This window comes from Cerasicoccus sp. TK19100 (assembly GCF_027257155.1).
In the GTDB taxonomy this organism is placed as follows: Bacteria; Verrucomicrobiota; Verrucomicrobiia; order Opitutales; family Cerasicoccaceae; genus Cerasicoccus; species Cerasicoccus fimbriatus.
The window spans coordinates 241,506-264,382 of the sequence record NZ_JAPWDU010000005.1 but is presented as its reverse complement, the minus strand read 5'-3'; the positions used below and the strand labels follow the sequence as shown (position 1 = coordinate 264,382).

General features: G+C 53.0%; 12 protein-coding genes. 6 read left to right on the top strand and 6 right to left on the bottom strand.

Annotation, left to right across the window (positions count from 1 at the left end; genetic code table 11):
* Window positions 1-66 precede the first annotated feature (66 nt).
* Window positions 67-2,202, bottom strand: a complete 2,136-nt coding sequence (locus O3S85_RS13795; protein ID WP_425499855.1) for a TIM-barrel domain-containing protein — start codon at window positions 2,200-2,202, stop codon at window positions 67-69.
* Window positions 2,203-2,431: 229 nt separating this feature from the next.
* Between O3S85_RS13795 and O3S85_RS13790 the strand changes: the two genes are divergently transcribed.
* Complete coding sequence (locus tag O3S85_RS13790) at window positions 2,432-3,979, top strand: MGH1-like glycoside hydrolase domain-containing protein (protein ID WP_269541057.1); 1,548 nt, start codon at window positions 2,432-2,434, stop codon at window positions 3,977-3,979.
* Window positions 3,980-4,403: 424 nt separating this feature from the next.
* Here the strand turns inward: O3S85_RS13790 and O3S85_RS13785 are convergent, their stop codons facing one another.
* Window positions 4,404-5,540: an alginate lyase family protein gene (locus O3S85_RS13785; protein WP_269541056.1), complete on the bottom strand. Its 1,137-nt coding sequence runs from the start codon at window positions 5,538-5,540 to the stop codon at window positions 4,404-4,406.
* Between the two features lie 147 nt (window positions 5,541-5,687).
* Here O3S85_RS13785 and O3S85_RS13780 point away from each other — a divergent pair, with 147 nt between their 5' ends.
* From O3S85_RS13780 to O3S85_RS13760, 5 genes are all read left to right on the top strand, one after another.
* A complete protein-coding gene (locus tag O3S85_RS13780; protein WP_269541055.1) occupies window positions 5,688-7,250 on the top strand; it encodes a GH39 family glycosyl hydrolase in 1,563 nt (520 codons plus the stop codon).
* A 413-nt stretch (window positions 7,251-7,663) separates the two neighbouring features.
* Window positions 7,664-11,728 (top strand): hypothetical protein, encoded by a 4,065-nt coding sequence (locus tag O3S85_RS13775; RefSeq protein WP_269541054.1) that lies wholly within the window; start codon window positions 7,664-7,666, stop codon window positions 11,726-11,728.
* Between the two features lie 58 nt (window positions 11,729-11,786).
* The gene (locus O3S85_RS13770; protein WP_269541053.1) at window positions 11,787-12,557 is read left to right on the top strand and encodes a hypothetical protein; all 771 of its coding nucleotides are present in this window, start codon (window positions 11,787-11,789) and stop codon (window positions 12,555-12,557) included.
* A gap of 398 nt (window positions 12,558-12,955) precedes the next feature.
* On the top strand, window positions 12,956-13,678 hold the full coding sequence (locus O3S85_RS13765) for a DOMON domain-containing protein (protein ID WP_269541052.1): 723 nt from the start codon (window positions 12,956-12,958) through the stop codon (window positions 13,676-13,678).
* A gap of 5 nt (window positions 13,679-13,683) precedes the next feature.
* Window positions 13,684-15,831 (top strand): sodium:solute symporter family protein, encoded by a 2,148-nt coding sequence (locus tag O3S85_RS13760; protein WP_269541051.1) that lies wholly within the window; start codon window positions 13,684-13,686, stop codon window positions 15,829-15,831.
* 198 nt (window positions 15,832-16,029) lie between these two features.
* Here the strand turns inward: O3S85_RS13760 and O3S85_RS13755 are convergent, their stop codons facing one another.
* From O3S85_RS13755 to O3S85_RS13740, 4 genes are read right to left on the bottom strand one after another with little or no spacing between them, the layout of a single operon-like run.
* A complete protein-coding gene (locus tag O3S85_RS13755) occupies window positions 16,030-17,181 on the bottom strand; it encodes a DUF3322 domain-containing protein (RefSeq protein ID WP_269541050.1) in 1,152 nt (383 codons plus the stop codon).
* Window positions 17,178-20,525 (bottom strand): ATP-binding protein, encoded by a 3,348-nt coding sequence (locus tag O3S85_RS13750; protein ID WP_269541049.1) that lies wholly within the window; start codon window positions 20,523-20,525, stop codon window positions 17,178-17,180. The genes O3S85_RS13755 and O3S85_RS13750 overlap by 4 nt, the downstream gene beginning before the upstream one ends.
* Window positions 20,522-21,265 (bottom strand): DUF4194 domain-containing protein, encoded by a 744-nt coding sequence (locus tag O3S85_RS13745; protein WP_269541048.1) that lies wholly within the window; start codon window positions 21,263-21,265, stop codon window positions 20,522-20,524. The genes O3S85_RS13750 and O3S85_RS13745 overlap by 4 nt, the downstream gene beginning before the upstream one ends.
* Window positions 21,262-22,770 carry a DUF3375 domain-containing protein gene (locus tag O3S85_RS13740; protein WP_269541046.1) on the bottom strand — a complete coding sequence of 503 codons (1,509 nt, stop codon included), beginning with the start codon at window positions 22,768-22,770 and terminating at the stop codon, window positions 21,262-21,264. The genes O3S85_RS13745 and O3S85_RS13740 overlap by 4 nt, the downstream gene beginning before the upstream one ends.
* Window positions 22,771-22,877 lie beyond the last annotated feature (107 nt).

Genomic DNA, 22,877 nt, shown 5'->3' with positions numbered 1-22,877 from the left:
GGCTCCAAACGAGAAGAAGGAACATCTCGCCAGTCACAAAAACTGCGTCGACGAGCGCCTCTGTAATCAGAGTTCGACCGTGAGGCCTTCGCCAAGTCTTCCGCTCGCCTTCTTAACGCCGTCACTCATAATAAGTTCGACATGGAGCGGGCGATTTTCGTCCACCGTCCGCTTGCCGGCCTTGCGTTTATAATCGATATGCACGCGATTTCCTTCTTGAGTTGCAGTGAACTCAAGCTGCGCAAAGTCCCCCTCGCGATACTCGTAGCCATCACCAGCATCTTCATAAAGCGTGCCCGAAGCACGTCCTTTATCATCCAGCGCGACAACCAGAGTCAGCTCGTCCATATAAGGCTCCGACGTGCTTTGCACAACCTGCCCCATGGGAATAATGGCACCCGGGCGAATACGAACATCAGCTTGGATGGGATCCTCCTGATCGGCTGGCACGATCGAAAATGAGGGCCAAGTTGTTTTAGGCAACTCAGGATCAACCGCCCAGTTCGGGATCACCATCAAATCACTTCCCACGAGGTATGCCTGTTCCTCGGCCCGAAGATCAACGTCCTGAATGTCCGCGAAAAAGACAGGTTGCATCACCGGAAGCCCCTCGACCGACGCACGCTGGAAAGCGGTGTAAATGTAGGGAAGCAGACGGTAGCGTCGTTCAATCGCAATTCTAGACGTGTTTTCTGTTTCAGGTCCGAAGGCCCATGGCTCTTTCTGAGGCGTTCCGCGCTCTGCATGACCGCGTGCAAACGGGAAAAATATCCCGGAAGCGATCCACTCGGAGAAAAGCTCCGGCGTGCAGTTTCCGCCGAATCCGCCCAGATCCGGACCACTGAACGGCTGGCCCGACAGCCCAAGGGTGAGGCTCATCGGCACTGCCAGTTTCATGTGTTCCTCCGTCGAAGCGTTATCTCCGGTCCAGGCTGCGGCATAACGGTGACCACCGAGGAGATTTGCGCGACTCAGAATAAAAGGTCGACGGTCCGGACGGACGGCCATAATGCCTTCGCGCGTCGCCTTGACCATCAGCATTCCATAGGCGTTATGATAAAGAAGGTGCGGGCCCGCAGGAAGATCACCACCACCACGGTGCCAATTCGTCGATGGCATCGTCTTGTGGTCATTAAAGACAGCCGGTTCGTTCATGTCGTTCCAGACACCATCCATTCCGAGCGTCACAAACCCATCGTAAAGCTTGGACCACCACTCGCGGGTCTCCGGCATTGTATAGTCAGGAAAAACACAGAGACCAGGCCACACCGGCCCCTCATACGCTTTTCCGTCGGCGGTTTTGATCCAAAGGTCTTTCGCGGTCCCAGAGTCGTAAACCTCGTACCCCTCCTCCAACTTCACACCCGGATCGATCATCCAGACAGAGCGAAAGCCATTGTCGTGGAGATAGTCGTTGAGTCCCTCCGGATCCGGAAACGCATTCTTATCAAACGTGAACACACGGTATCCATCCATATAATCGATGTCCATCCAGATGACATCACACGGGATCTGGCGGTCTCGAAATTCGGTGGCAATCTCCCGAACAACCTCGGCGGTTTTATAGGACCAACGGCTTTGCTGATAACCCAGTGTCCAGACCGGCGGCAAGTCCATCCGTCCCGTCAGCTCAGCGAGGCCTGCCAGAACGCTCTGCGGTGAATCCCGCTCGATCAAAAATACCCGGAACGGAGCTCCTTGAGTCTGAAACGAAATTTGCTCGTCTTCGGTGGCCAGTGTCGCTCGCCAGGTCGAATCGAAAATCACTCCGAAAGCAGTGCCATCAGGATTCACACCCAACACCCAAGGGTGGGACTGGTAGAGGCGCTTCTGGTCAAAAAGCTTGTATTTGTAGTTGTCGGTGTTCCATAACTCGATCGTTTTACCATTCCGGCGCAACGGCCCCATGACCTCGCCGCCGCCATATAGATCAACGTTCCCGGAAAGGGCGATCGTCGCACCAGCCTTACCATTGACCAACGTAAATTCTGGCTGGAGAGAGGAGGGACTCGCCATTTCACCCTGCGGTTCCACCGGCTTCTCCAGAATGAGCGAAGGGGTCTTTTGGGGATCATATCCCTTCGGAACGAAGCAGGTAATGCCCTCACCGACGCGGAAGATTTGTGCCGCAGGCTCAGCAAAAGAAGACGACGCGGTCACGAGAATGGCAAACGGGATCACATACCCCATCCTTGTTCTCATGAGTTGCTTTTTTACGAAACTCAAAGGCCGGTAAAAAGAATGCAGTGAAATGGAAGACATAGGATACATGGCTACTACGAAACAATAATGAAACAAGTAAAATCGTTTCATTGTTGATTTTCACCGGTGCCCACTCAAAGATTCAAAACTAGCCTTTTAAACCTACCAGAGCACGAAGCACGAGAGGGTTGCCTCCGAACTAAGAGTTATCGGCGTCAAGAAATTCAGCATGAATAATCAATCACGTGGACGTTATTTTTCAAAGAAGCACTATCAGCCTGAGGAACTGCCCAAATTCTCCGAGGAGCGCCACCGGCTACCGTCGCCCACCCTGGAGGGAAATCCAGAGTGGGTGGCGATGTATTGGAAAGCCTGGGAGATCGCCTTTACCCGGCTAAAGAAACCGAAGCCTTGCTCACCCTTCGTATCGAACTGGATCGACGAAGGACTGTCCGTCGATGGGGTCGATGAATGCCTGTATCAATGGGACACCATTTTCATGGTGATGTTTGCGCGGTACGGACACTCGGTCTTTCCGGCCATCCAATCGATGGATAACTTTTATTGCCGCCAACACGACGACGGGCTGATCTGGCGAGTAATCCGCGAAGACGACGGCAGTGATCACTGGTGGGGAGGCGGAGAAAACTTCGCCCGGGCAATCAACCCGCCGCTCTTTGCGTGGGCCGAGGTGGAGTCATTCAAACTGACCGGGGACAAATCCCGCTTTGAAATGGTAATCCCGGTATTGGAAAAATACGCGGAGTGGATCGAGGCGCACCGGAAAAGCGACGTCCACGGACTGTATTGGAACAACGGCCAAGGCTGTGGCTACGATAACACTCCACGGGACGAAGGACGCATCGGTGACCCGAATCAGCATTCAGCGACTGACCCACAGGGCTGGGTGGATTTTTCCGCACAGATGGTGATCCAATACAACGAACTCGCCGCGATGTGCGATGAGCTCGACCGAGACGAGCAAGCAAAAAACTTTCGGAAGCTCGCCAGACAGATTGCTGATAAGATCAATCAATGGTGCTGGAACCCCGAGACCGGTCTCTATCACGACGTCGATGTGGAAGGAAAGCAGACCTCTTGGAAAACGATCGCCGCCTTCTGGCCATTGTTGGCTCGAATCGCCGATTCGGAAAAACAGGAAGCACTGATTAAGAACCTGCGCGATCCGGGTCAATTCTGGCGCCCCACCATCTTTCCGAGTCTCGCAGCCGACCAACCCTATTACGATCCAACCGGAAATTATTGGCGCGGCGGCGTATGGGCACCCACGAACTACATGGTCATAAAAGGGCTGGAAGCCTGCGGTCACGAGTCGTTTGCACGCGAATGTTCGATCCGGTATTTGGAGACGCTATCTACGGTCTTTCAGGAAACCGGGACGCTATGGGAAATGTATGCACCGGATGCCCACGCCCCCGGAACAACCGAGAAAAAAGGGAAGATCTGTTGTCCTGATTTTGTCGGATGGACGGGTTGCGGGCCGATTGCACTGCTTATCGAAAATGTATTAGGACTCCGTGCGGATGGAGTGCGGCGAACGCTGACCTGGCACCTGAACCGCGAGGACCGTCACGGTATCGACGAACTTCCAGTCGGATCGAGCAACGTATCCGTGATGTGCGAGGCCGCAGACAATTCTGACCGTCGCAAACTGACGGTCTGCTGCACCGACCAACTGACCTTGGCGGTCAAGGCATCGGACAGAGAACAGACCTTCGACCTAAAGGCCGGAAACCACGAAATAATTTTTAATTAATCGCAGCATCTCCTAGTGGTCAAATGACGTAAAACCCTTGCTTCAATAAGTCTGAATCGCGAATGCTGAAGCCCCGCTTCAACTCGAATTCATCAGCTTCGAAAATCCGCTTTCCGTCTGCGTTGAACATGCTGCAGGCTGAGATAGGAATCGATATTTTGTCTTCCTTCTCTTCGTCGGGATTCAAGTCAACTTGCTGATAGGCCTTGTGGTCCTGATTGACTCATGTGGCTGAAGTGACCCAGTCGACAACCTAGGCTTTAATGGTTTCTCGGCCTGCAATTGGCCCGCATAACGCCTATTGAACAAGCTTATGTTACCTCGATAAAAGAAATGCCTGGCGCGATCCCCCAACCGCGCCAGGCACTATTTTATAGATCAACGAGATCTAGTTGAAAATTCTGCTGAGAAGCTTGAAGCCGAATCAAAGCGAGGGAGACAGAGATCCGTGCGTGAGGGTTAGATACGGCGCTGAATGATCCGCGGTGAGTGGCCGCATCTTTTCAATCATCCCCTGTGCTTTTCGCTGAGGCCAATGCATGTTAAGGATTTCCCAGTAACTGATGTAATCCGTCAATTTTTGTCCCGAGGGCTTGCCCTTGTAGTAAGGAAACGTTGAAGGATCCACTGTCCAGGGCACAAGCGTTTCGTATGCCAGCTCCAGACTCCGGCCCTCTTCTGATTTCCAATTATAAAGATCCACACCTTGTAGTCGCGCGATCTCCGCAGTGATCGTCTGAGGGAACAAGCTGAAGTGGGAATACCAAATTCCACGGTCGCCCCGGACGTGACGATTCACCTCATGCCGCAAATGACCGTCATCCGCAACCTGATCGCGCGTCAGTGCCTTCCACCGCTCGACGACCTTATCAAACATCACCCGATCGTCCAAATACACCGCTCCGGACATCACCAAAACCGCTCCCCAATTCCCCCAGTTATTGGGCGTCTTCATCGTGTTGAGGGGGATTGCTTTATTGCGGAGAAAATCACTGAAGGCCCGCTGCTTGGTTATCGGCCAAATGGTTGTATCGTCGCGAATCATATCGGCCGCAAAGATGAAAGGCGGGAAGTGATAGCTAAAGCTAAGCATCGAGTCATCCTTCGTTTCGGTCTTTTCAACAGTCTCTACCCAGGCATCAATGTAACGGGCGGCTGCAAGGCCGTACTCGTCCCTTCCTGACAGCTTATACATCAACGCCAAGGCATATACGGAGTTGGCGTCGTCATGAAGGGCAAGCTTTGCCGCCTGGTGCCCATCGGCATCCTTATAGTATCCGGGAACGTACCATACGGTCGGCGGATTTGGTTCCCCCTCCATGGCGGCATTCGCGTCTTCTTTCAATTGCAGGAACGCCTCATACGTCGGATAAACCTGCCCGTAAATATTATCCCGGATTTTATCAATACGCTGATCCGTCAGGAATATCCCCTTCTCGCCGAGCCTCTCGCCATATGCGGACATCATACTGCATAAGCCTAAAAGCATGAAGACAAGGACCGTAAGAGGTCTGGTATGAACAAGAGGGAAACTGAAGTGTGTCTGGGATTTGTTATTCATAAAGTAATTTTTAAGTCGGTGCAATGGAACGCTAAGGGTAGGCAAGCCCTCTCGCCTGGCGTAAAACTGAACTCGATTGCAACGCACCACCCCACAAATAGGTGTTGGAGCTTGACGTTTTTAGTAACGAGTTAATTCTGTTACTATATGACGAATAAAAGTCAAGCCCCATTGGCGATTAAAACAGTCTCAAAATTCAAAATCGCGAGTACCCTCCAGATTAGCAGGCAGCATCAGCATCCTATCTGTGCCACCCGCAAGAAGTCGGCAGATTACCACGGACTTGCGAAGCATTGTGCCTTGAGTATCGTTTTCTTGGCTCTATTCATCTTCGCCGCTCCCTTGAAAGGAAGGGTCCCCGATGTACTAAGCGAAACAGATACAGCGAGATCCCTCGAGCTGGTGGTGGACTTCTCAAAACCGGCAGGACAATTCCGCGCATTGCACGGTGTAAACAACGGCCCGGTCAACACTTACGGAGGCCCGGATCTGACGCAGTTCTTCATCGAAGCGGGCATCCCCTCCTGCCGCCTGCACGATGTGCCGCATTCCGGTTCCTATGCGGTGGATATTCCCACGATTTTCCCACTTGCCCATGCTGACCCCGACGATCCGCTCAACTACAACTTCGAGCGGACCGATGATTATATTCAGGGCGTTCTCGACGCCGGAGCCAAAGTCGTATTCCGGCTGGGCACCAGCATTGAACATTCACCCCGCAAATATAACGTCCACCCTCCCGAGGATTACGATAGATGGGCGCGAGTGTGCGTGAATATCATCCGCCATTACAACGAAGGCTGGGCGAACGGCTTCCACCACGACATCCAGCACTGGGAAATATGGAATGAGCCGGATCTCAGCTCAGCGACCTGGACAGGCACCCCGGAGGAATACTATAAACTGTATGCGGTCACAGCGAAAGCCATCAAACAGCATGATCCCGGGCTCAAGGTCGGTGGGCCGGCTCTGGCCAAGAACAAGTCGTTCCTGAAAGACTTTCTAGCAGCCTGCCGCGAACAAGAGGCTCCCCTAGACTTTATGTCCTGGCACCTCTACACCAGCAATCCAAACGCCGTTGCCGAATCGGCACGAGACATGCGCGAAATACTCGACGAACAGGGTTTCACTGAGACAACGACCGATTTAAACGAATGGCACTATTTTAATGGCGACTGGAAACGCCTCCGCTCGGAGCCTGGCTATGCAAAATCTTTGTTCGAAGACCTCAACGGAGCGCCGGGAGCCGCCTTTATCGCAGCGACACTAATGACACTGCAGGATCAGCCGGTCGATGCGGCACATTATTATACCGGGGACATGTCCCGCTGGGGCTTATTCAGCCCGGCTGGGACCCCCAATACCACCTATTTTGCCTTCAAAGCTTTCAATGAACTGCTCAAGACACCGAACCGGATCACATGCTCGATCAATGGCGAAGCTAACAATCTTTTCGCGGAATCCGGCGTTTCGGAAGACGGTGAAACCGCACAGATTCTAATCAGCAATGTGGGGCCCAAAGCCGTGGACCTTTACATCCAACTGCAAAACCATTCGGGAAAAGAGCCCCTGAACCTGGAAATCTATGCCGTAGATACCGAACATAGGTTCACTCGCTTGTCGCGAGAAGTGCTACCGCCCGGAACTGAGAAAATAGAAGTCAACTGCCCCAGCCAAGGCATCCGGCTAATCCGTCTGGAACCCATCTAACGAAAAACTCCGCTCAACTTTTGGGAGCCTCCTGGTCGAAAATCAATCAGATCGGTCCTCACAGGACTAAGCAGGGGACTGTGAACGGCAAATTTCTGGGCACACACCACCGTTGCTCGGACTTTCATACAGTTTCCGCAAAATGCCTCCAATCAGTAATTTGACATTATTAAACGCCCAAGAATGACGATATTCTGTAAATTACCAAAATCCATTATTGCCAAAAATTAGCACAAGAGCCTGTTAATAAAAAAACAAAATGATTTGTTGCATTATTACTCAAATCAGTCACATTATAAATCAATATTTGACGAAATCGCAGCACCATCGAGACCGCCTTTGTAAATCCATGGGCACTACCCCGCCCCCCTCGATGTGCTAAAAATTATTAGACCTCAAACCGTCAACCTCATATGTGTGACACGACCTCGCCAAACACATCACGTCGCCGAAAGTCCGGCTTTGCTCTTGTTATTGCCTTATCCTTGATGGCTTTCGTTGTCGTGCTTATGCTCTCCATGACGACGTTGGTCCAAGTAGAAATAAGCGTATCGACGAGCGAGATCAAGAAGGCTGAAGCCGACCAGAATGCACTGCTGGGTCTTTACCAGGCTATTGGCATGTTGCAGAAAGAAATGGGGCCCGACCAAAGAATATCTGCAAATGCTGACATCCTAAACCACCCTGGAAACGATCATTCCATTACCGTCGAAAATCCTTACTTAGTCGGCGTATGGGATAGCTCGGGGAATCGTGCGAACACGACAGTCGATGATCGAAACTCCGATCTTTGGGAGATGGGAGACACCATCGATTACGCCGAAAGAACACAGAACGGCTTCCGTCGCTGGCTCATATCGACCCCCGCAAGTGCGCCCGGAACCTCGTTAGATCCCGAGCAGCTAGCGACAGCTGGTAACGATTACCGTAATACGTTGAGCCCGGAAGAGGTGGTCAAACTCTTAGGCGGAGGCACTTTACAGCCAGACGATCCAAGCAACGTCACTACCCCCCTGGATGAAAAAGAAATTTGGGCACCGTTGGTGGAAATAGATGCCACAAACGGCTTGGCAAGCAATGGACGCATGGGATGGGCTGTACTGGATGAGGGAGTCAAAGCACGACTAAATTTGAGCCAAAGAGATGCCCCAACAGATTATACCGACGCACTCACCTACTGGGATAGCCCGGGCGCAATCGGCATAGAAGCCATGGGAGCCAGCAATGAATTTGCCGCTTTCCCGCGAAACAGCTCCTCTCCGGACAAAGTTGTCGATTTCGAACACGTTGGGTTCCTCTTCAACGGCACGCCCACACAGAATGACTTGGGCCCCTATGTCCATGACGTATCCCTTTACTCCACGTCTATTTTGAGCAACGTCGTCGACGGCGGTTTAAAACGCGACCTTAGCACCCTGGCGAGCTTGAACAGCAACCCACAAGCCGGACAAGACAATACCAGGTGGCCAACAGAATACCGCAGTCGTCGCCTTTACTCGGACAGCGACACAGCCTCCGCGATCAACACCGAGGCCGATCCCCATTGGTCTGCCCTACTCGACTACATAAATCTCTACACAGATGGCAATCGACTAACAAGCACCACTAGCGGGTTACCGCGCGCGCAAGCCTCCCTAAGTGAATGGAAAGGCAATCCGAGCGCTCCGGGAGACGGTGATCGTGCCTCCGTCGACCTCCCCCTACCCGCTCCCGACACCTACCGTTTAGCTCCGGCCATCACTAAGATTGAAATCTATCTCTCTTTGATCTGCCTGCCGCCTCATGACACTTATGAACCAAGCCTTTTCAAGGGGAATAAAAATGACATTACCAACTTTTACATGCACCTCAATCTCGACCAGAAAAGTGATGTAAATAAGGAAACAAACATAACCGATCCTAGTTACAATTACGTGCGTCAAGTGTATGTTGTCGCGACTCCCGTCATAACATTCCAAAACCCCTACAATGTACCCCTGGACTTAGATCAGATGTGGTTGGTTCTTCGTGACCCTCCAATTGGCCTTAAGTTTTATATGTATAACCATGAAGGTCTCCCCAACGCCGATGTGGCGGTTCCCATGACAGAAGACTTTGTTGCGCTCTCCGAGATGGTTGAAAGGGGTTGGGCTCAAACAAATAACGGTGACATTGAACAGTTACGATTTGGAATGAGCTTAAGCGGCCTGCAACTGGGCCCAGGAGAAAGTAAAGTATACTCACCCAGATTTGATCCCGGCAGCACGATCGCAGATACCCTATGGAACTCCACCGCTGATTTACAGCGCAACCTTCCCCTCTCGCCCGGATATGATTTAGGAGTCGGTTTAATATGGGATCAGATCAGCCCATCTTCCGCAACTTGGCACAACGGCACGATATCTGTGAAAGGCTATGCCTACGACCGTAGAGCCCCCGGCAATGGAATTACGTCTCAAGTTAGACAGATCAAGCCGCACCAAGGTATTTTTTCGATGCTCGTTATCAATGGCGATCGCATCAAAGTGGAGGTCGATCTAGTCGATGGCACCCAAAACCCGGCGGACTTCGGCGCAACCAGCTCACCAAGCAACTCAATACTTCCCGACACGTATAACGGAGTTTTCGCAGTCGAACTCTACGGAGACGATCCAAACCTCCAAGGAAACCAAAAGGAAGACACAGATACTGTGAGTTTGATTGGGCGTTACGTTTTTGACTATAACGAGGGCACGATCACCAATTCCAATAAGGGCACCAGCGAGAATGAAAGAGAGAAGTTGCTCGCGAAAAGTGCTAGCAAAAAAAATGAGCCCTACAGCACTGGCATCATTGCCGTAGACGAGCTAGGACACACTGCCGGCTCTCAGCAATTACCGATTTTTGAAGACAAGGGAACCGCAAAAACGGATGCCAGAGCTGACGATCTAATTCCCTATACATTTGCTGTGCTTCGAATCGGCGGAAAAGTCACTCAAGAGGAAAGCACGATAGCCTATCATCCCGCAGTGCCACACCTGCAGACCAATTTATCGCAATTTAACGGTCATTACGACATCGGTGAAGAAGCATCGGCCTTTCAATCTTACGACCTATCCATTGAAACGCCCCCTGAGGGCGCAGGTGGATTTGCCGTTGCACCTGCGATCGGCAGTGATAACGAGGGCTACCACCACACCGCCCAAACAGCGACATGGGGCAAGTCTCGGGCCACTCAGTACGAGATACCAGTCTCCCCACTCCAATCGATTGCCAGCCTTCAACATGCCGACATCTTCGGGGGTGGCTACCTGCCCAAGGTAAGATACGCAACCGGCAACTCCTTTGCACATCCATTGATCCCTGAAAATTCGGCCACCCTAGCAACAACCGCTCTCGGATATGGCTTCTACGACCACACGTATCTGAGCAACCATCGCTTGTGGGATCGCTACTATTTCTCCACCATCGCGGATCTACGATCCGTTTTGGATCCGACGGCCCCGACGATCGATACTGTTTTCGACGATTGGATGAGCGGTGGCAAAGCCCCGAATGCCGCACTGACAGCATATGTTCCCAACGGTAGCACCCAGGAGGACGTTCGCAGTGATGTGATCAACGGCACGGATCCTCAGGCGGACGCTTACCTGAAGATGGCGGGATACCAAACACTCGAAGGCGGCTTCAATGTGAATTCGACTTCGGTAGAGGCTTGGAAAGCCATGCTGGCCACTTCCAACCTCGCAGGTAGCCCGATGAAAATTCCGACTTATACTGATTCGATCTTTAACCTCACCGATGAAGCTGGAAATGGATCCATCCAAGCTGCCTTCTCTCGGTTTAGGATTCCCAACTTTGACAGTCCCCTTGAAGCCTCTACCAATGAAGAGCGTTCGCTTTGGCAGGGGTACAGGGAACTCAATGAAGCTGAAGTGGATGCCTTGGCACAAGCCATCGTCGATCAGGTTCGCTACAGGGGACCGTTCCTCTCTCTCGCGGAATTTGTCAATCGGCGCCTGACCACCGGTGATCCTCGCTCCCAAATGGGGGTCATCGACGCGGCCATCGAAGCTGCTGGGCTCAATCAATTAATCGATGATAATGCCGGTCGCGACCTCGATAATAGCGATGAAACTTACATAAATGACAACAGCTACGGCATGATTCAGAACCCGCAAGCATTGGGAACAGGAACCTACACCGCTCGTGGGATCCCATCGTTCTTAACGCAAGCAGACATCCTTCAAAGCATCGGATCAAAATTAAGTGCTCGCTCCGACACATTTGTGATTCGCAGCTACGGAGATGTTCGCGACATCGCAGGAAATGTAGTCGCTAAAAGCTTTTGTGAGGCGGTGGTGCAACGTGTCCCCGATTACGTCGACGCCTCACAGTTACCATATCACGATGATAACGATGCTACGCCTACACCTGAAGGACTCAGTGACATCAACCAGACATGGGGACGAAAATTCAAAATTATTAATTTCCGCTGGCTTTCAGAAAATGAGATCTAATACAGCTCAAATATCCAGACAAGCTCCGAGGCCCTAAAATACTTATACGTAAATTACGATGCTCACCCAAAAACATATCCTGTCGAACATCAAGGCCTGCGTCCTGTCCCTAGCCGCTTTATGCATCATATCGACAACGATTGTTGCGCAGAGTCCGAAAACGGATGCCAATGCACCCAGTTCATCAATGACACCCCCAATCCGCGCCCTCGCAGTGGGCTTCGAGGACGAGCAGCGTGAATATCATATCCTAGACCAAGATAATCGATCGACGGGAACCATACGACTAAATCTACGCGGCTACACGAGTGAGTTCATGTGCCCAATTGTAGAAGGTTCCATCCGATTTGGCCTGGAGAGTGGGCAAGACGAGGACGGCAACATTCTCTATACCCCAGAGGTGATTGTCCCCTGGAAAACAAATTATAAGAAAGTATGCTTAGTCTTCATCCCTAAGAGCTTTACGGGAAAGAAAGACTTAAAGCAGCCTTACGTAGTCAGCTTCATGGATATGAGTGAAGAAGGCTTTGAGACTGGAACCACCAAAGTAGTGAATCTTGCACCGGTGACTGCATACGTCAGGTTTGGCGAACACCAAAAGGCAGTTGAGACCGGACGAGTCGTGGTGATCCCTAAAATCGAAGAGGTGAAACGTGCAAACATGGTGCAGTTAAGCGTTTACCACATGGTCGACGATGCCCCACATCGTGTCCAAGAAACACGTGTGCGCTACTTGGATCGTATCCGCTACCTCATCGTGCTCTACCCGGATTTTGTCAACCGGCGCATGGGGGTCGCCTCCATCCTGGATTACGGCAACCTTTTCTAAAGCTTCAGAACTCGGTTACTGAAGATCGACCCTCTGCGGGACCTCAAATAAACGCAGAGCCTAGTCATCATCGACTTCTAAATTAACAGCAAAAGGTACCCTAATTCAATTATGTAACAGATTTTTACGTTGCACTAAGAGTCACTCCCGTAATGCTGCATCATTCATTGCCCAAAGGAAACCATGTGATGTGTCCGCGACACCAAGCGCAGGGACTCGATACGAATTGAAATCCAATAGCGTATGCAATTCTTCCACCTTCATACCGAAACATTCGTCCCCGATGGACTCTCCACTAAAAAGGTCCTGAGCCGATGCACTCCACGTGCAATCAGCATTCATTGGGATGTGTGCGGACACATGGCTTTCGCAGTAGCATGCATAACGATTCTTGTATCATGACCGCTCGATGGGACACTCTCCTACTGCTAGTGGTAGGACTAATTCTGGGCGGTTGCGCCGTCTTCGACCCCGCAGGCGACTTTCAACCCGCTCAACAAATCCAATGCCCACCGGTTGACGCCCCTGACCTTGCGGCATGGCGTGAATTGGAGAAACTGGGATTACCGACCTTACCCATGGGGCAGCGATGGATCGGACGGTCTGGAAAAGTTTCGGGCCTAGTGCAGGTCGCACACAATGGAAGCGACTTACTCGTGCTGGCACGACTACCGGATGAGGATATTTTCAACCCAGTGAGCGGATTCAATGAGGAATCTTGGAATCAGGGCGATATCTTCGAGATCTTCATCCGCCCGGAAGGCCAAGCCTCTTACTACGAGTTTCACATATCTCCGCGCAATCAGCGTTACCAGCTATACTTCAGCAAACAGCCCCCATCGTCGGAGAGCTATACACGCAAGCTCTCGACGATTCCTGTCGATAGTTCCGTCTCCATTCATAACGACTCGGGCTACTGGTTGGTCTATGCAGTCATTCCCCTGCAAGACTTGGTCGAACCGAGCGAGCGGTCGATACCCGATACCTATCAGGTTTCCTTCTCCCGTTACGACTACACGCGCGGACCGGATCTCGACACACCTTCCCTCTTTTCCACCTCTCCCCATCGCAAACTTTCGTTCCACCGCCAACACGAGTGGACGACTCTCAAACTGAAGTAGATCGAATGCACTTAATTGATTGGCTTATCGTCGCCCTCCCGGTTCTTGTCCTCCTCTTCATAGGTTACAGAGTACAATCCCATGTCAAAGGGGTAGCGGACTTCTTGGCAGGCGGACGCGTGGCCGGACGCTATGTGCTCTGTGTGTCCGCTGGTGAAGCTGCAATCGGCCTAATTTCCGTTGTCGGCATGTTCGAGTTTTATTTCCGCACCGGAGTCGCACTCTACTTCTGGCAACACCTTTCAGAGCTGGCAGGTCTCATCATGGCACTGACGGGCTTCATGATCTATCGCTATCGTGAGACACGTGCTTTAACCATGGCTCAGTTCTTTGAAGTACGCTATTCACGTAATTTCCGTATCTTCACCGGCATCCTTGCCTTTATGACCGGGGTGGTCAATTACGCCTTGTTCCCAGCGGTGGGCGGTCGCTTCCTCATGTATTTTTGCGGCCTACCAGACACATTTCCCTTTCTGGGATTTGATGTCGATACCTTCGGATTTCTCATGGCCTTTTTCCTATGCGTCGCTCTCTTTATCGTATTATTGGGAGGCCAACTGACCACCATGGTCACCGACTGTGTCCAAGGCTTATTCGGTTACATCGGCTTTGGCATTATCACCGTTTGTATTTTTTCGATTTTCTCTTACGACCAAATTGGCGAAGCCATGCTGGATCGCCCTGAAGGTGAATCCTTCCTCAATCCATTCGATATCGGAAACTTCACCGACTTTAACTTTCTCTATGTCTTCATCGGACTCATTGGGCTGGTCTATGGACGAATGTCCTGGCAAGGCACGCAAGGCTTCAACTCTGCAGCCACCTCACCGCACGAACAAAAGATGGCCGCCGTACTCGGCACATGGCGCTCTGGCTTTACTTATATCACCATCATTCTGATGGCTCTGGCAGCCTACACCTTCTTAAATCACCCAGACTTCAGTGCAGGGGCCAGTAATGTCCACCAGGAATTGACCAGTCGCATAAATTTCGACAACCCGACGACCACCGAAACCATCCGGAACCAGATGATGGTTCCTGTCGCGCTACGCGAAATCTTCCCAATTGGCGTGACCGGTGTCTTCGTGGCTATGATGATATTTCTCTTGATCAGCACGGATACCAGCTACCTCCACTCTTGGGGCAGTATCTTCATTCAAGACGTGGTCATGCCGCTGCGCAAAAAACCAATCACTCCTGAAAGGCAAATCCTCTTCCTTCGGCTGGCTATTCTCGGAATCGCAATTTTTGCCTGGTTCTTCAGTATGTATTTCGGTCAGGTCACCTACATTTTGATGTTCTTTGCCCTGACTGGATCGATCTATGTTGGTGGTGCGGGCATTGTCATTATCGGCGGGCTCTACAGTCGGCGAGGCACTACAATTGGTGCTTGGGCCGCCATGATCACTGGTGCCACACTCGGCGTCACTGGCTTTTTGGGGCAAAAGTTCTGGTCCACCCACGTCTATCCCTGGCTTGATAAGACATCTCCAAACTTCCTAGTCTCACTCAAGTCTGGCCTGGAAGGACTGGGCAGCAAGCTTCCTTTCGTCAATTGGGAAGTCAACGAGATCAATTTCCCGATCACCGGACAGGAAGTCATGCTCATCACGATTGTTAGTTCAACCATCGTCTATTTTGTGGTTTCACTGCTCACTTGCCGTGAACCCTACAATTTAGATAAGATGCTACACCGCGGTGAATACAACCGCGAACACAAACAGGTTTCAAGGCCCACCACGAAACGTAGCTTGATCGGACGTATCGTCAGCATTGATGAGGAATACACACGTGGCGACCGCATACTGGCATGGTCAGTATTCGGATACACCATATTTAAGCTCCTCACCTTTGCCTTTGTCGCGATCTGGAACCTCGCCTTTGGTATCTGGTCCGATCAGGCATGGCTGAATTATTTCAAGTATTTCACCATTCCCGTCTTACTCGGTATCGGCGCAATCACTTCGGTCTGGTTTTTCATCGGTGGCACTTGGGATTTGAGGCGCTTGTTTAAAAATCTGAAAAACATCAAACGGAACATCTATGACAATGGTCAAGTCATCGGAGACCAGAATGCCGAGGACATCTGTTTCGCCGATGTTGAGACAACTGAAAAGCCTGCCGAGAGAATCATTAACAAAGACAATCGCTAGAAAGTGCTTGGAAAATAGGTTTATATAGGTCTTTTCCACACTTAAAAATAGCAATAACTTGTGCGGTTTAAAGCCATAAAGGCGAGTTAACTGATGCAGACTTTGAGCCTCTCAAGGAATTAACGATTGGCATTCGGTACGGTTGAGTTAAAATGTGCAATGTAAGACATCACACCCCCCTAAGCCTCATACTATTTTTCAAGACTTGAGTTCAATCCACGCATGCAGCACATCAGCCACGTTTTCAGCAGACAAAAACTCCTGCTCCAAACGGGCATTCTCATGCGCCTGAAGAAAAGCAAAGAGCTCCACCTCCTGATCCGTCAACATATGGGTATCCGGCAACCGTGCTTTGACCGGCTCTTGAACGGCTCGATCCACATACTGATCAAACACCGCGCGGGTCATCATCAGCGCTTCAATATGCGCCTGATGGCTACGGGCTAGACTGAGCATCACAAGGCCCCAGGTGTCCAAGTCGCCCCAGTAAGCCATAGGCTTATCGACAAAGGCTGACGCGGACAACCAGCTCAAGTTCAAACCCGCTCCGAGAATTACCAGCGTATCGGGTAACTTCGGCAGTAGATAGAGACAGCGCTCATTCTCCACGACCAAGATCCGTTTCCCCGGCAAGCTTACGCGCTCGGCTAATTCCGATGCGCGCACCCGCAATTGTTCAAAAGACAATAAGCTTCCGTCGAGATCCGCCAACAGCAGCCATTGCTCACCTTCTAGCATCGCACCAAGAAAAGACTCCAAGCCCATCCGACCCGCCTCGCCTTTGAAACTAACATCCAACAACGCAATCAACAACGCACGATTACGCTCAAAAAACTTAGTGTCGTTGCCAGCGGCGGACAGTGTTCTGAGCGGCGCGCCATTAGCGCAACCAGGAGTCAGTTTATCGGCGATAGCAGCCGAGAGTATTGCATCCTCCAGAGGCTTCTCCCGCCACAGTGAACGCTGGCGAATCCAAAGTCGATGATACCGCACATTCGTTTCAGCACATAGTTTTTTCATCGCGGTATACTCTCTGGATACTCCTTCAGCGCCAGCAGCTGCAACCCATTCCGAAGGACTTCTCACGCGCCAAGCGCGCGGTATTTCCACCGTCTCCGCCGTGTCACGGTAACGTTCACTGCGCCACTCGACTTCACCGATGGATATCTTTTTCCACATTTGAATGTGTTGGCGCACTCCGTCCAGGTCTTCACGAATCTCCGACGCAGTGGGCCGGCCAATGGAAATCTCCACCGGCCAAGCTTCACGCTGAGTCAAACGCTGCTCACGCAAATCGGAGTTTTCCCATTGTCGGGCCAGCTTCGCGGCAAGCTCGTCAGGAGATTTCATGGCGCAACTGGTTCGTTGTTCCAACTCGTTTCATCGCCGCTGCGGTTTTCAACGCGCGATTCCAGCTCTCGCCAACTGATCGACGCCAGCGTGGCCCGCGCACCTTTACGATGGACGTAAACCACCGACCGTGTGTGCTGACGCAAAAGACGCATCTCTTTATTTGGCGTCACAAAGATCGGGTGCAGCTTAAACTCCCGCAGCGCGTTGACAATGCGGTTCGCCACCGCGCGTGAGCTTTTCGAAAAAGCTTCATCCAGCACTATCGTGCTGTGCAGTGGGAACCGTCCCCCTTCCGGACTCAACGCATAACACAAGGAAGCCGTCAAAATGTAGCTCGCGATGATTTCCTTTTCGCCACCAGAGCCACCCTGCGATCCCTTAAAGCGCTCCACCACGGCGTCGCTTTCACGATCGACTTCCAAGCCGTGAAACTCCAACCGGAAGCGTGGATCGAGCAAAGCCCGTGCGCCGACTGTGTGCTTCTTGTCCACGGCATCACGGAGCAACTGCACGATGTGCTGCAAGGCCTTGAAATGCCCTTCGTGATCATCGTGGCGCAGCGCCGCTGCACGCAGTTGCTTGTGCGCACGCTCAAACCCACGAAGGTTATCGTGCAGCACATTCTGAGTAGTCAGTCGCAGGTAACGCCCCTGTTTGAAATCCACGCTTTCCAGGCTTTCATTCAAATCGTCAATGCGTTCCTTGATTCGCGTAACCTCTTCATTCACCGCCGCCAGCAGCTGAGTGACCCCTTGGTCCGAGGATTTCGTAAGGTATTCCAGGAAGCGTTTGCGCTTGTCCGGCAAAGCCTCATGGGTGAGCACACGCAATCGCTCCAGATAGGCCGGAATGTCCGCCAACTCGGTTCCCACTTCGGCCAAGGCTCCGGTATCCTGTAGCTTGGCGTGTTCCATCGCCCGCACCAAATTAGCATGCCGATTGGTTAGGTTGATCTGCCCGGCCTCGATCGCCTTCGCCAGTTCGGCGACACGCCGACGCTCTTCCTCAGCAAGGCCCTCCGCTTTCAACTGTGCGTCAACCGCCAGGTGCTCTTCGGCGAAACGCTGATCTTCAAAAGACAGACCATCCCCCGCACTTTTATTGCAAGCTTCGATGCGTTGCTGCGCACTTTTCAGCAAGCCTTCAGCCGCTACCGCTGCACCAAGACACACCTTGGCTTTTGCCTCCAGTTTTTCCTTTCTCTTTTTCGCTTCTTCGTAAACTTGCAGCGCCTTTCCTGCGTCGGACTCCGGGTCGGTCAACTCCCGGAGCTTACTTTCGTTGCGCAGGATTTCCGCCTCCTGCGACGGGTAATCGACCGCTTCAAATTCCAACTTACGCAAGCCCTCCACCAGGCGCGTTTGTTCCTCCAAACGCACATGATGCTCACGCGCAGCTTGGAACGCCTTCGCTGCTTCGTCATGCTTCGCGCTAGCTTCTTCCAGTTGTTTGGTTAAGTCGGCAAGACGATCACGATTGCTGAAGCCCGTGCACCAATCCTGCTCTAACCGCCGTTGATCTTTCTTCTCAAACAACCCTCGCTTGCCGGACATCAACCCTTCCCGCGTAAGCCCATGCGGAGTATGCTCCAGCGCATCCGTCGAATCGACGCAGTGCAAATCATACGAGGCCAGAAATGCCTTCATCGCCTCGCGCAGAGGATGCAGCTTAAACTCCAGCTTGCGCAAATAGCCATCGGCAAAAAAATCCGCATTCGGTGCCTGCTCCGGATCCGCTTCCAACAGGCGAATATGCAGCCCATGCTGATGCGCGTTCACCCAACGCAGCGCAGCCCGCAAGCAAACTTTCGGCACGAGTAAACGCAGCCGATTGCCACCCAGCGCACGCTCGATCGCGCCACGCCAGGGTTGCTCCTGTTCCAAGACTTGCACCAGTTCGCCCACAAAGGGCAGGGCGTCCGGGCTCAGTTCCAATTCACTCGCCAACAAATCACGAAAACGCTGAAAGGTGCCAGGAATATTCGAAGCCGGCCTATCCTTCGCCGCATCATACTCCGCTTTCAGCTCCTTCACATTGGCTTCGATCTGCGATACCGCCGCGCCTCGCCGATATGTCAATTCGCCCGACGCTTCCTTATCCTGCATCAAGTGCTTCAAGACCGCTTCAGCTCGCCGCTGGGTCTCGGCAAATGTCTCAGTTTCGATCTCGGCCGGCAAGTCAAACAACCGACAAGTCGCTTGATACCCGGACGCCTGATCCCGTCGCCGCGCCGCTTCCTTCCGGTTGACCTCGATCAATTTGCGCAGCGATTCCACATCCCCACCACCGGCATGGACGTATTTTTCGTAAAGCGTTTCGACTTCGCTGCCGGCGTGCTTCACCTGCTCTTCGGCTTCGAGCAAAGCCTTGTCCCGCGCACGAAAATCCGTCTCCAGCTCCACCGCTCGCGTTTGCCACCGTCGCTTGCCTTCCAACGCAAACCACACAGGCAGCAAGCCCACCAACCGACGCTTGCGCTCCAGTTCGGCGCGATGCTGCTCGTAGGCGTCGAACTGCTTTTCCACCGGCCAAAGCGATTGCTGCTGACGCTGCGCGGTCTCCAACTCTGCGTGGATTTCGGCAAGGTTATCAAACTCACTCGCAACCTCCGCCGCGCGGTCAAACTGCGCATGGTCATCCAGCACCAGATTCCGAAAAATGTCGTCAATGCTGTTGAGCTGCTTGAGCCCCGCCGCACGGTTTAACAGGGCAAACGCATTGTCGGCCACCTCGAAGAAGCTCCGCACCCGGGCAAGGTAAGCGCGTTTGCCCCCCGTGGATGCGTCAAAGATTTGCGCTTCGTTATCATCGCGCAATTGCTGCTTGAGCAGACGCAACCCGCCCTGACTGTGAATCGCCAACCACTGCTCCAGCGAGTGGCGCGGGTCCCGCGAAAACATCCAGGCTCGCTTTAAGTCACTGGGCGAAAAGCTCCCGCCATCGATCCACATAATCGCGCCCAACCGCAGCTCGTCTTGGCCGTCGCTGTAGGTTGCACAGATCCCGGTAGTCGTCTTGCCCTTGCGCGAAATGTGCGCCGCGTCGCCGCTGTCGTTGCCCGAGCCCACGACACCGCGCACGTAGGAGATCAGGCTGCGGTCGCTTTCGTGGCCGCCAGTCGAGGCCAGGTTGTATTTCGGCTGCTCGGCGATCAGCGTCACAAAGCCATCGACCAGCGTCGTCTTGCCACTACCGGTCATCCCGATAATCGCCGTGCCGTGCGCATCAATCTCCGCCGCGTGCATTCCCGAAAACGGCCCCCAGTTAAACACCTCTAAGCGCTGTAATCGGAACGCTGCACGCTCCAAGTTAAACAACATATCCTCACCGCCCGATCTCATTCGCCCTCCTCCGTTTCGGATTCCTCGTCTGCGTCAACCCGCTTCGTTTTCTCTGCCAAATCACGAAAATGAGCCAGCAGGATTGCCAAGTGCTCGGGGTTCGCCAAGTGCACAATGATCGGCCGTATCGTCACCTGATTCTCTTTATCTGGCTCGCTCACCACCCCGTGCGCCGCCAACTGAGTGATGACGCGGCGCAGGCGCTCGACGTCGGATTTATCGCTGCCCGAGTTCCCTAGGTATACATCGAACTGCGCCTGCAACTCTTCCAAGTCGATGCGAGCATCTGAGGCGCCGATGCCATGCGTCTGCTCGTAAGCGACAAAGTTTTGCCGCAGGATCGCCACTAGCAGGGATTGATCAGTTGTCAGTCGTTGACGCCGCACGAGAGGATGTTGCCATGGATCATCATCATCGGCTTCCTCATCCGTCGGCACGGCCAGAAACGCAATCCCGCGCACGTCATCCAATTCCATCACCAAGTCGAACGGTTCCAGAATGCGCTGGAGCTCATTTGGATTCTGCCGCAGTTCGCGGTAGAGATTCGGCTTCGCGGCCTGCTCCACCAAACCATATTTCAGCAATTCCTGAGCAGCGACCTTGATCGGTCCGCTCGTGCCCGGTGCCGCGCCTTCCTCAGTCGTGGGCTCAATTGAGCCCGGCGATCCATCCTCAGTAGGAGGAGCCGAATCATCCGCCTCTGGCGGCGGCCGCAATTGTTCGTCGAAGTAGTCACTCATGCCAAATGCTCCGGATCAATGGTTGCAACTGCTTCAGGATCGAGCGCAATCACCGGCACCACGAAGGCCGACTCCACATTTGCTTTGTCCCGCAAAGTAAACGCCTCAGAATCCGGCCCGACCACACACTCCGTCTCCCGCGCCAGAGACAACCAATAAACCAGCGTCTCAACATCATACTCCGGTGGTAATGCTTCGGCCAATTCCCCAAGTCGGTGCGCATGCCCCCTTTCACGCAGGCGCTCAAGTGTTTTCCCATAAAGCGCCAGCGTGTCCAGCTCGTCGTCACACGCGATAAAGTCCGCTTCCAGATCGTTCAGGCTGCCTTGTTGCTGCTCCAGAATCAGCGCACCCTCCAGTGCTTCCGCTATATCCTTGTAGCACAGCCGCTCAGGAAGCGGCAGGCTTGGCAGAGACGGTGCCACTGGTGGTAGCGGGGATGGCGTCCGCCGGATGGATTGCTGCCGCCAGTCAATGTCCAAAGCGGATTCCAAAATTTGTTGCAGCAATTGGCCGACCCGGTGATTCTCCGCCGCCAAGCCTGACTTGATAAAGCCCTTCACGTCGCGCTCTCCCTGCGAACGGGCACGCAAGACGCTCTCCGACTCAGTGATCAGCCGCGACACCAACAGCCGCAAGTCCTGCGCTTGACGACGATCCAGCGCCTGAGCGGACGCCTCGTTGCCGAGGATTTCCCGCAAGCGCGCCCGCATCACCTCCAAATCCGTCCCGTGCTGAACCTGCCGGTAGAAGCCGTCAAATACACGTCCCTCCGGCGTTTCCAGCAGGGCGTCATCGGTCGACAACAGCTTCTGCACAACTTCGCCACGGTTCTGTTCATCGCCAATGATCGCCTGCCGCAACGCGCGATCCGCCTCTCGATACGAATCGCCGACTCGCTGAAAATCTGACCGCAAGCTCATTGCCAAACTGTAGAGTTCGCGAATCTCTTCAGTCGCCCGATCACCGTCGAGCACTTCAAATTCGCCTTCCTCCACGCGCGCCAATTCAGCTTCAAGAGCGGCAATCTTACCCCGGATGAAAGCCGCGCGGCTTTCGCGGTCGGGGTTCAAGTTCGCTTGCAAGGTTTCAATTTTCTGCTGGACCGTGGCCAGACGCGAAGCCGTTGTCGTCATCACCCGTCCCGTGATGCTCTCCAAAAAACCAAAGGCTGCCTGCAAGGAGTCCGTAGCCAGAATGGAGCCGCCGCGCTCCACCAGTAAGTCGCGCTTAATCCACTCCCGCAGCTCCTTGCGGGCCAACGCACGAAAGTCGTCGGTGTCGATTTCGAACGCCGGGTCGTTCGCATACTCCGTGAGTATCCGGGCGAGTTGCTCGCGCGCATCTTCCTGCGGAATTTCCGCCACGCCGCGCTCAAACAACGGCTTCAAACTGGCAAGCATCAACGGACCACGCCGCGCCGACAACAGCAGCCACGCAGCATTGTTCTGGCGCGCCAAAATCAAGTTACGAGCAAGCACCGGGTCCAACTCCATATCGTCCATACAATGCATCCGTTTTCAGTTAATAAAGATAAATCGCACATGTATTTTAACACCAGGGATCGGACATACAGGGACCATGTCTACTAATAAAAACGAACCATGCCGTG

What these genes read in the sequence shown, in the direction of transcription:
- O3S85_RS13795 (WP_425499855.1), bottom strand. Translation starts at nt 2,202, where the DNA reads ATGAGAACAAGGATGGGGTATGTGATCCCGTTTGCCATTCTCGTGACC.
- O3S85_RS13790 (WP_269541057.1), top strand. Translation starts at nt 2,432, where the DNA reads ATGAATAATCAATCACGTGGACGTTATTTTTCAAAGAAGCACTATCAG.
- O3S85_RS13785 (WP_269541056.1), bottom strand. Translation starts at nt 5,540, where the DNA reads ATGAATAACAAATCCCAGACACACTTCAGTTTCCCTCTTGTTCATACC.
- O3S85_RS13780 (WP_269541055.1), top strand. Translation starts at nt 5,688, where the DNA reads ATGACGAATAAAAGTCAAGCCCCATTGGCGATTAAAACAGTCTCAAAA.
- O3S85_RS13775 (WP_269541054.1), top strand. Translation starts at nt 7,664, where the DNA reads ATGTGTGACACGACCTCGCCAAACACATCACGTCGCCGAAAGTCCGGC.
- O3S85_RS13770 (WP_269541053.1), top strand. Translation starts at nt 11,787, where the DNA reads ATGCTCACCCAAAAACATATCCTGTCGAACATCAAGGCCTGCGTCCTG.
- O3S85_RS13765 (WP_269541052.1), top strand. Translation starts at nt 12,956, where the DNA reads ATGACCGCTCGATGGGACACTCTCCTACTGCTAGTGGTAGGACTAATT.
- O3S85_RS13760 (WP_269541051.1), top strand. Translation starts at nt 13,684, where the DNA reads ATGCACTTAATTGATTGGCTTATCGTCGCCCTCCCGGTTCTTGTCCTC.
- O3S85_RS13755 (WP_269541050.1), bottom strand. Translation starts at nt 17,181, where the DNA reads ATGAAATCTCCTGACGAGCTTGCCGCGAAGCTGGCCCGACAATGGGAA.
- O3S85_RS13750 (WP_269541049.1), bottom strand. Translation starts at nt 20,525, where the DNA reads ATGAGATCGGGCGGTGAGGATATGTTGTTTAACTTGGAGCGTGCAGCG.
- O3S85_RS13745 (WP_269541048.1), bottom strand. Translation starts at nt 21,265, where the DNA reads ATGAGTGACTACTTCGACGAACAATTGCGGCCGCCGCCAGAGGCGGAT.
- O3S85_RS13740 (WP_269541046.1), bottom strand. Translation starts at nt 22,770, where the DNA reads ATGGACGATATGGAGTTGGACCCGGTGCTTGCTCGTAACTTGATTTTG.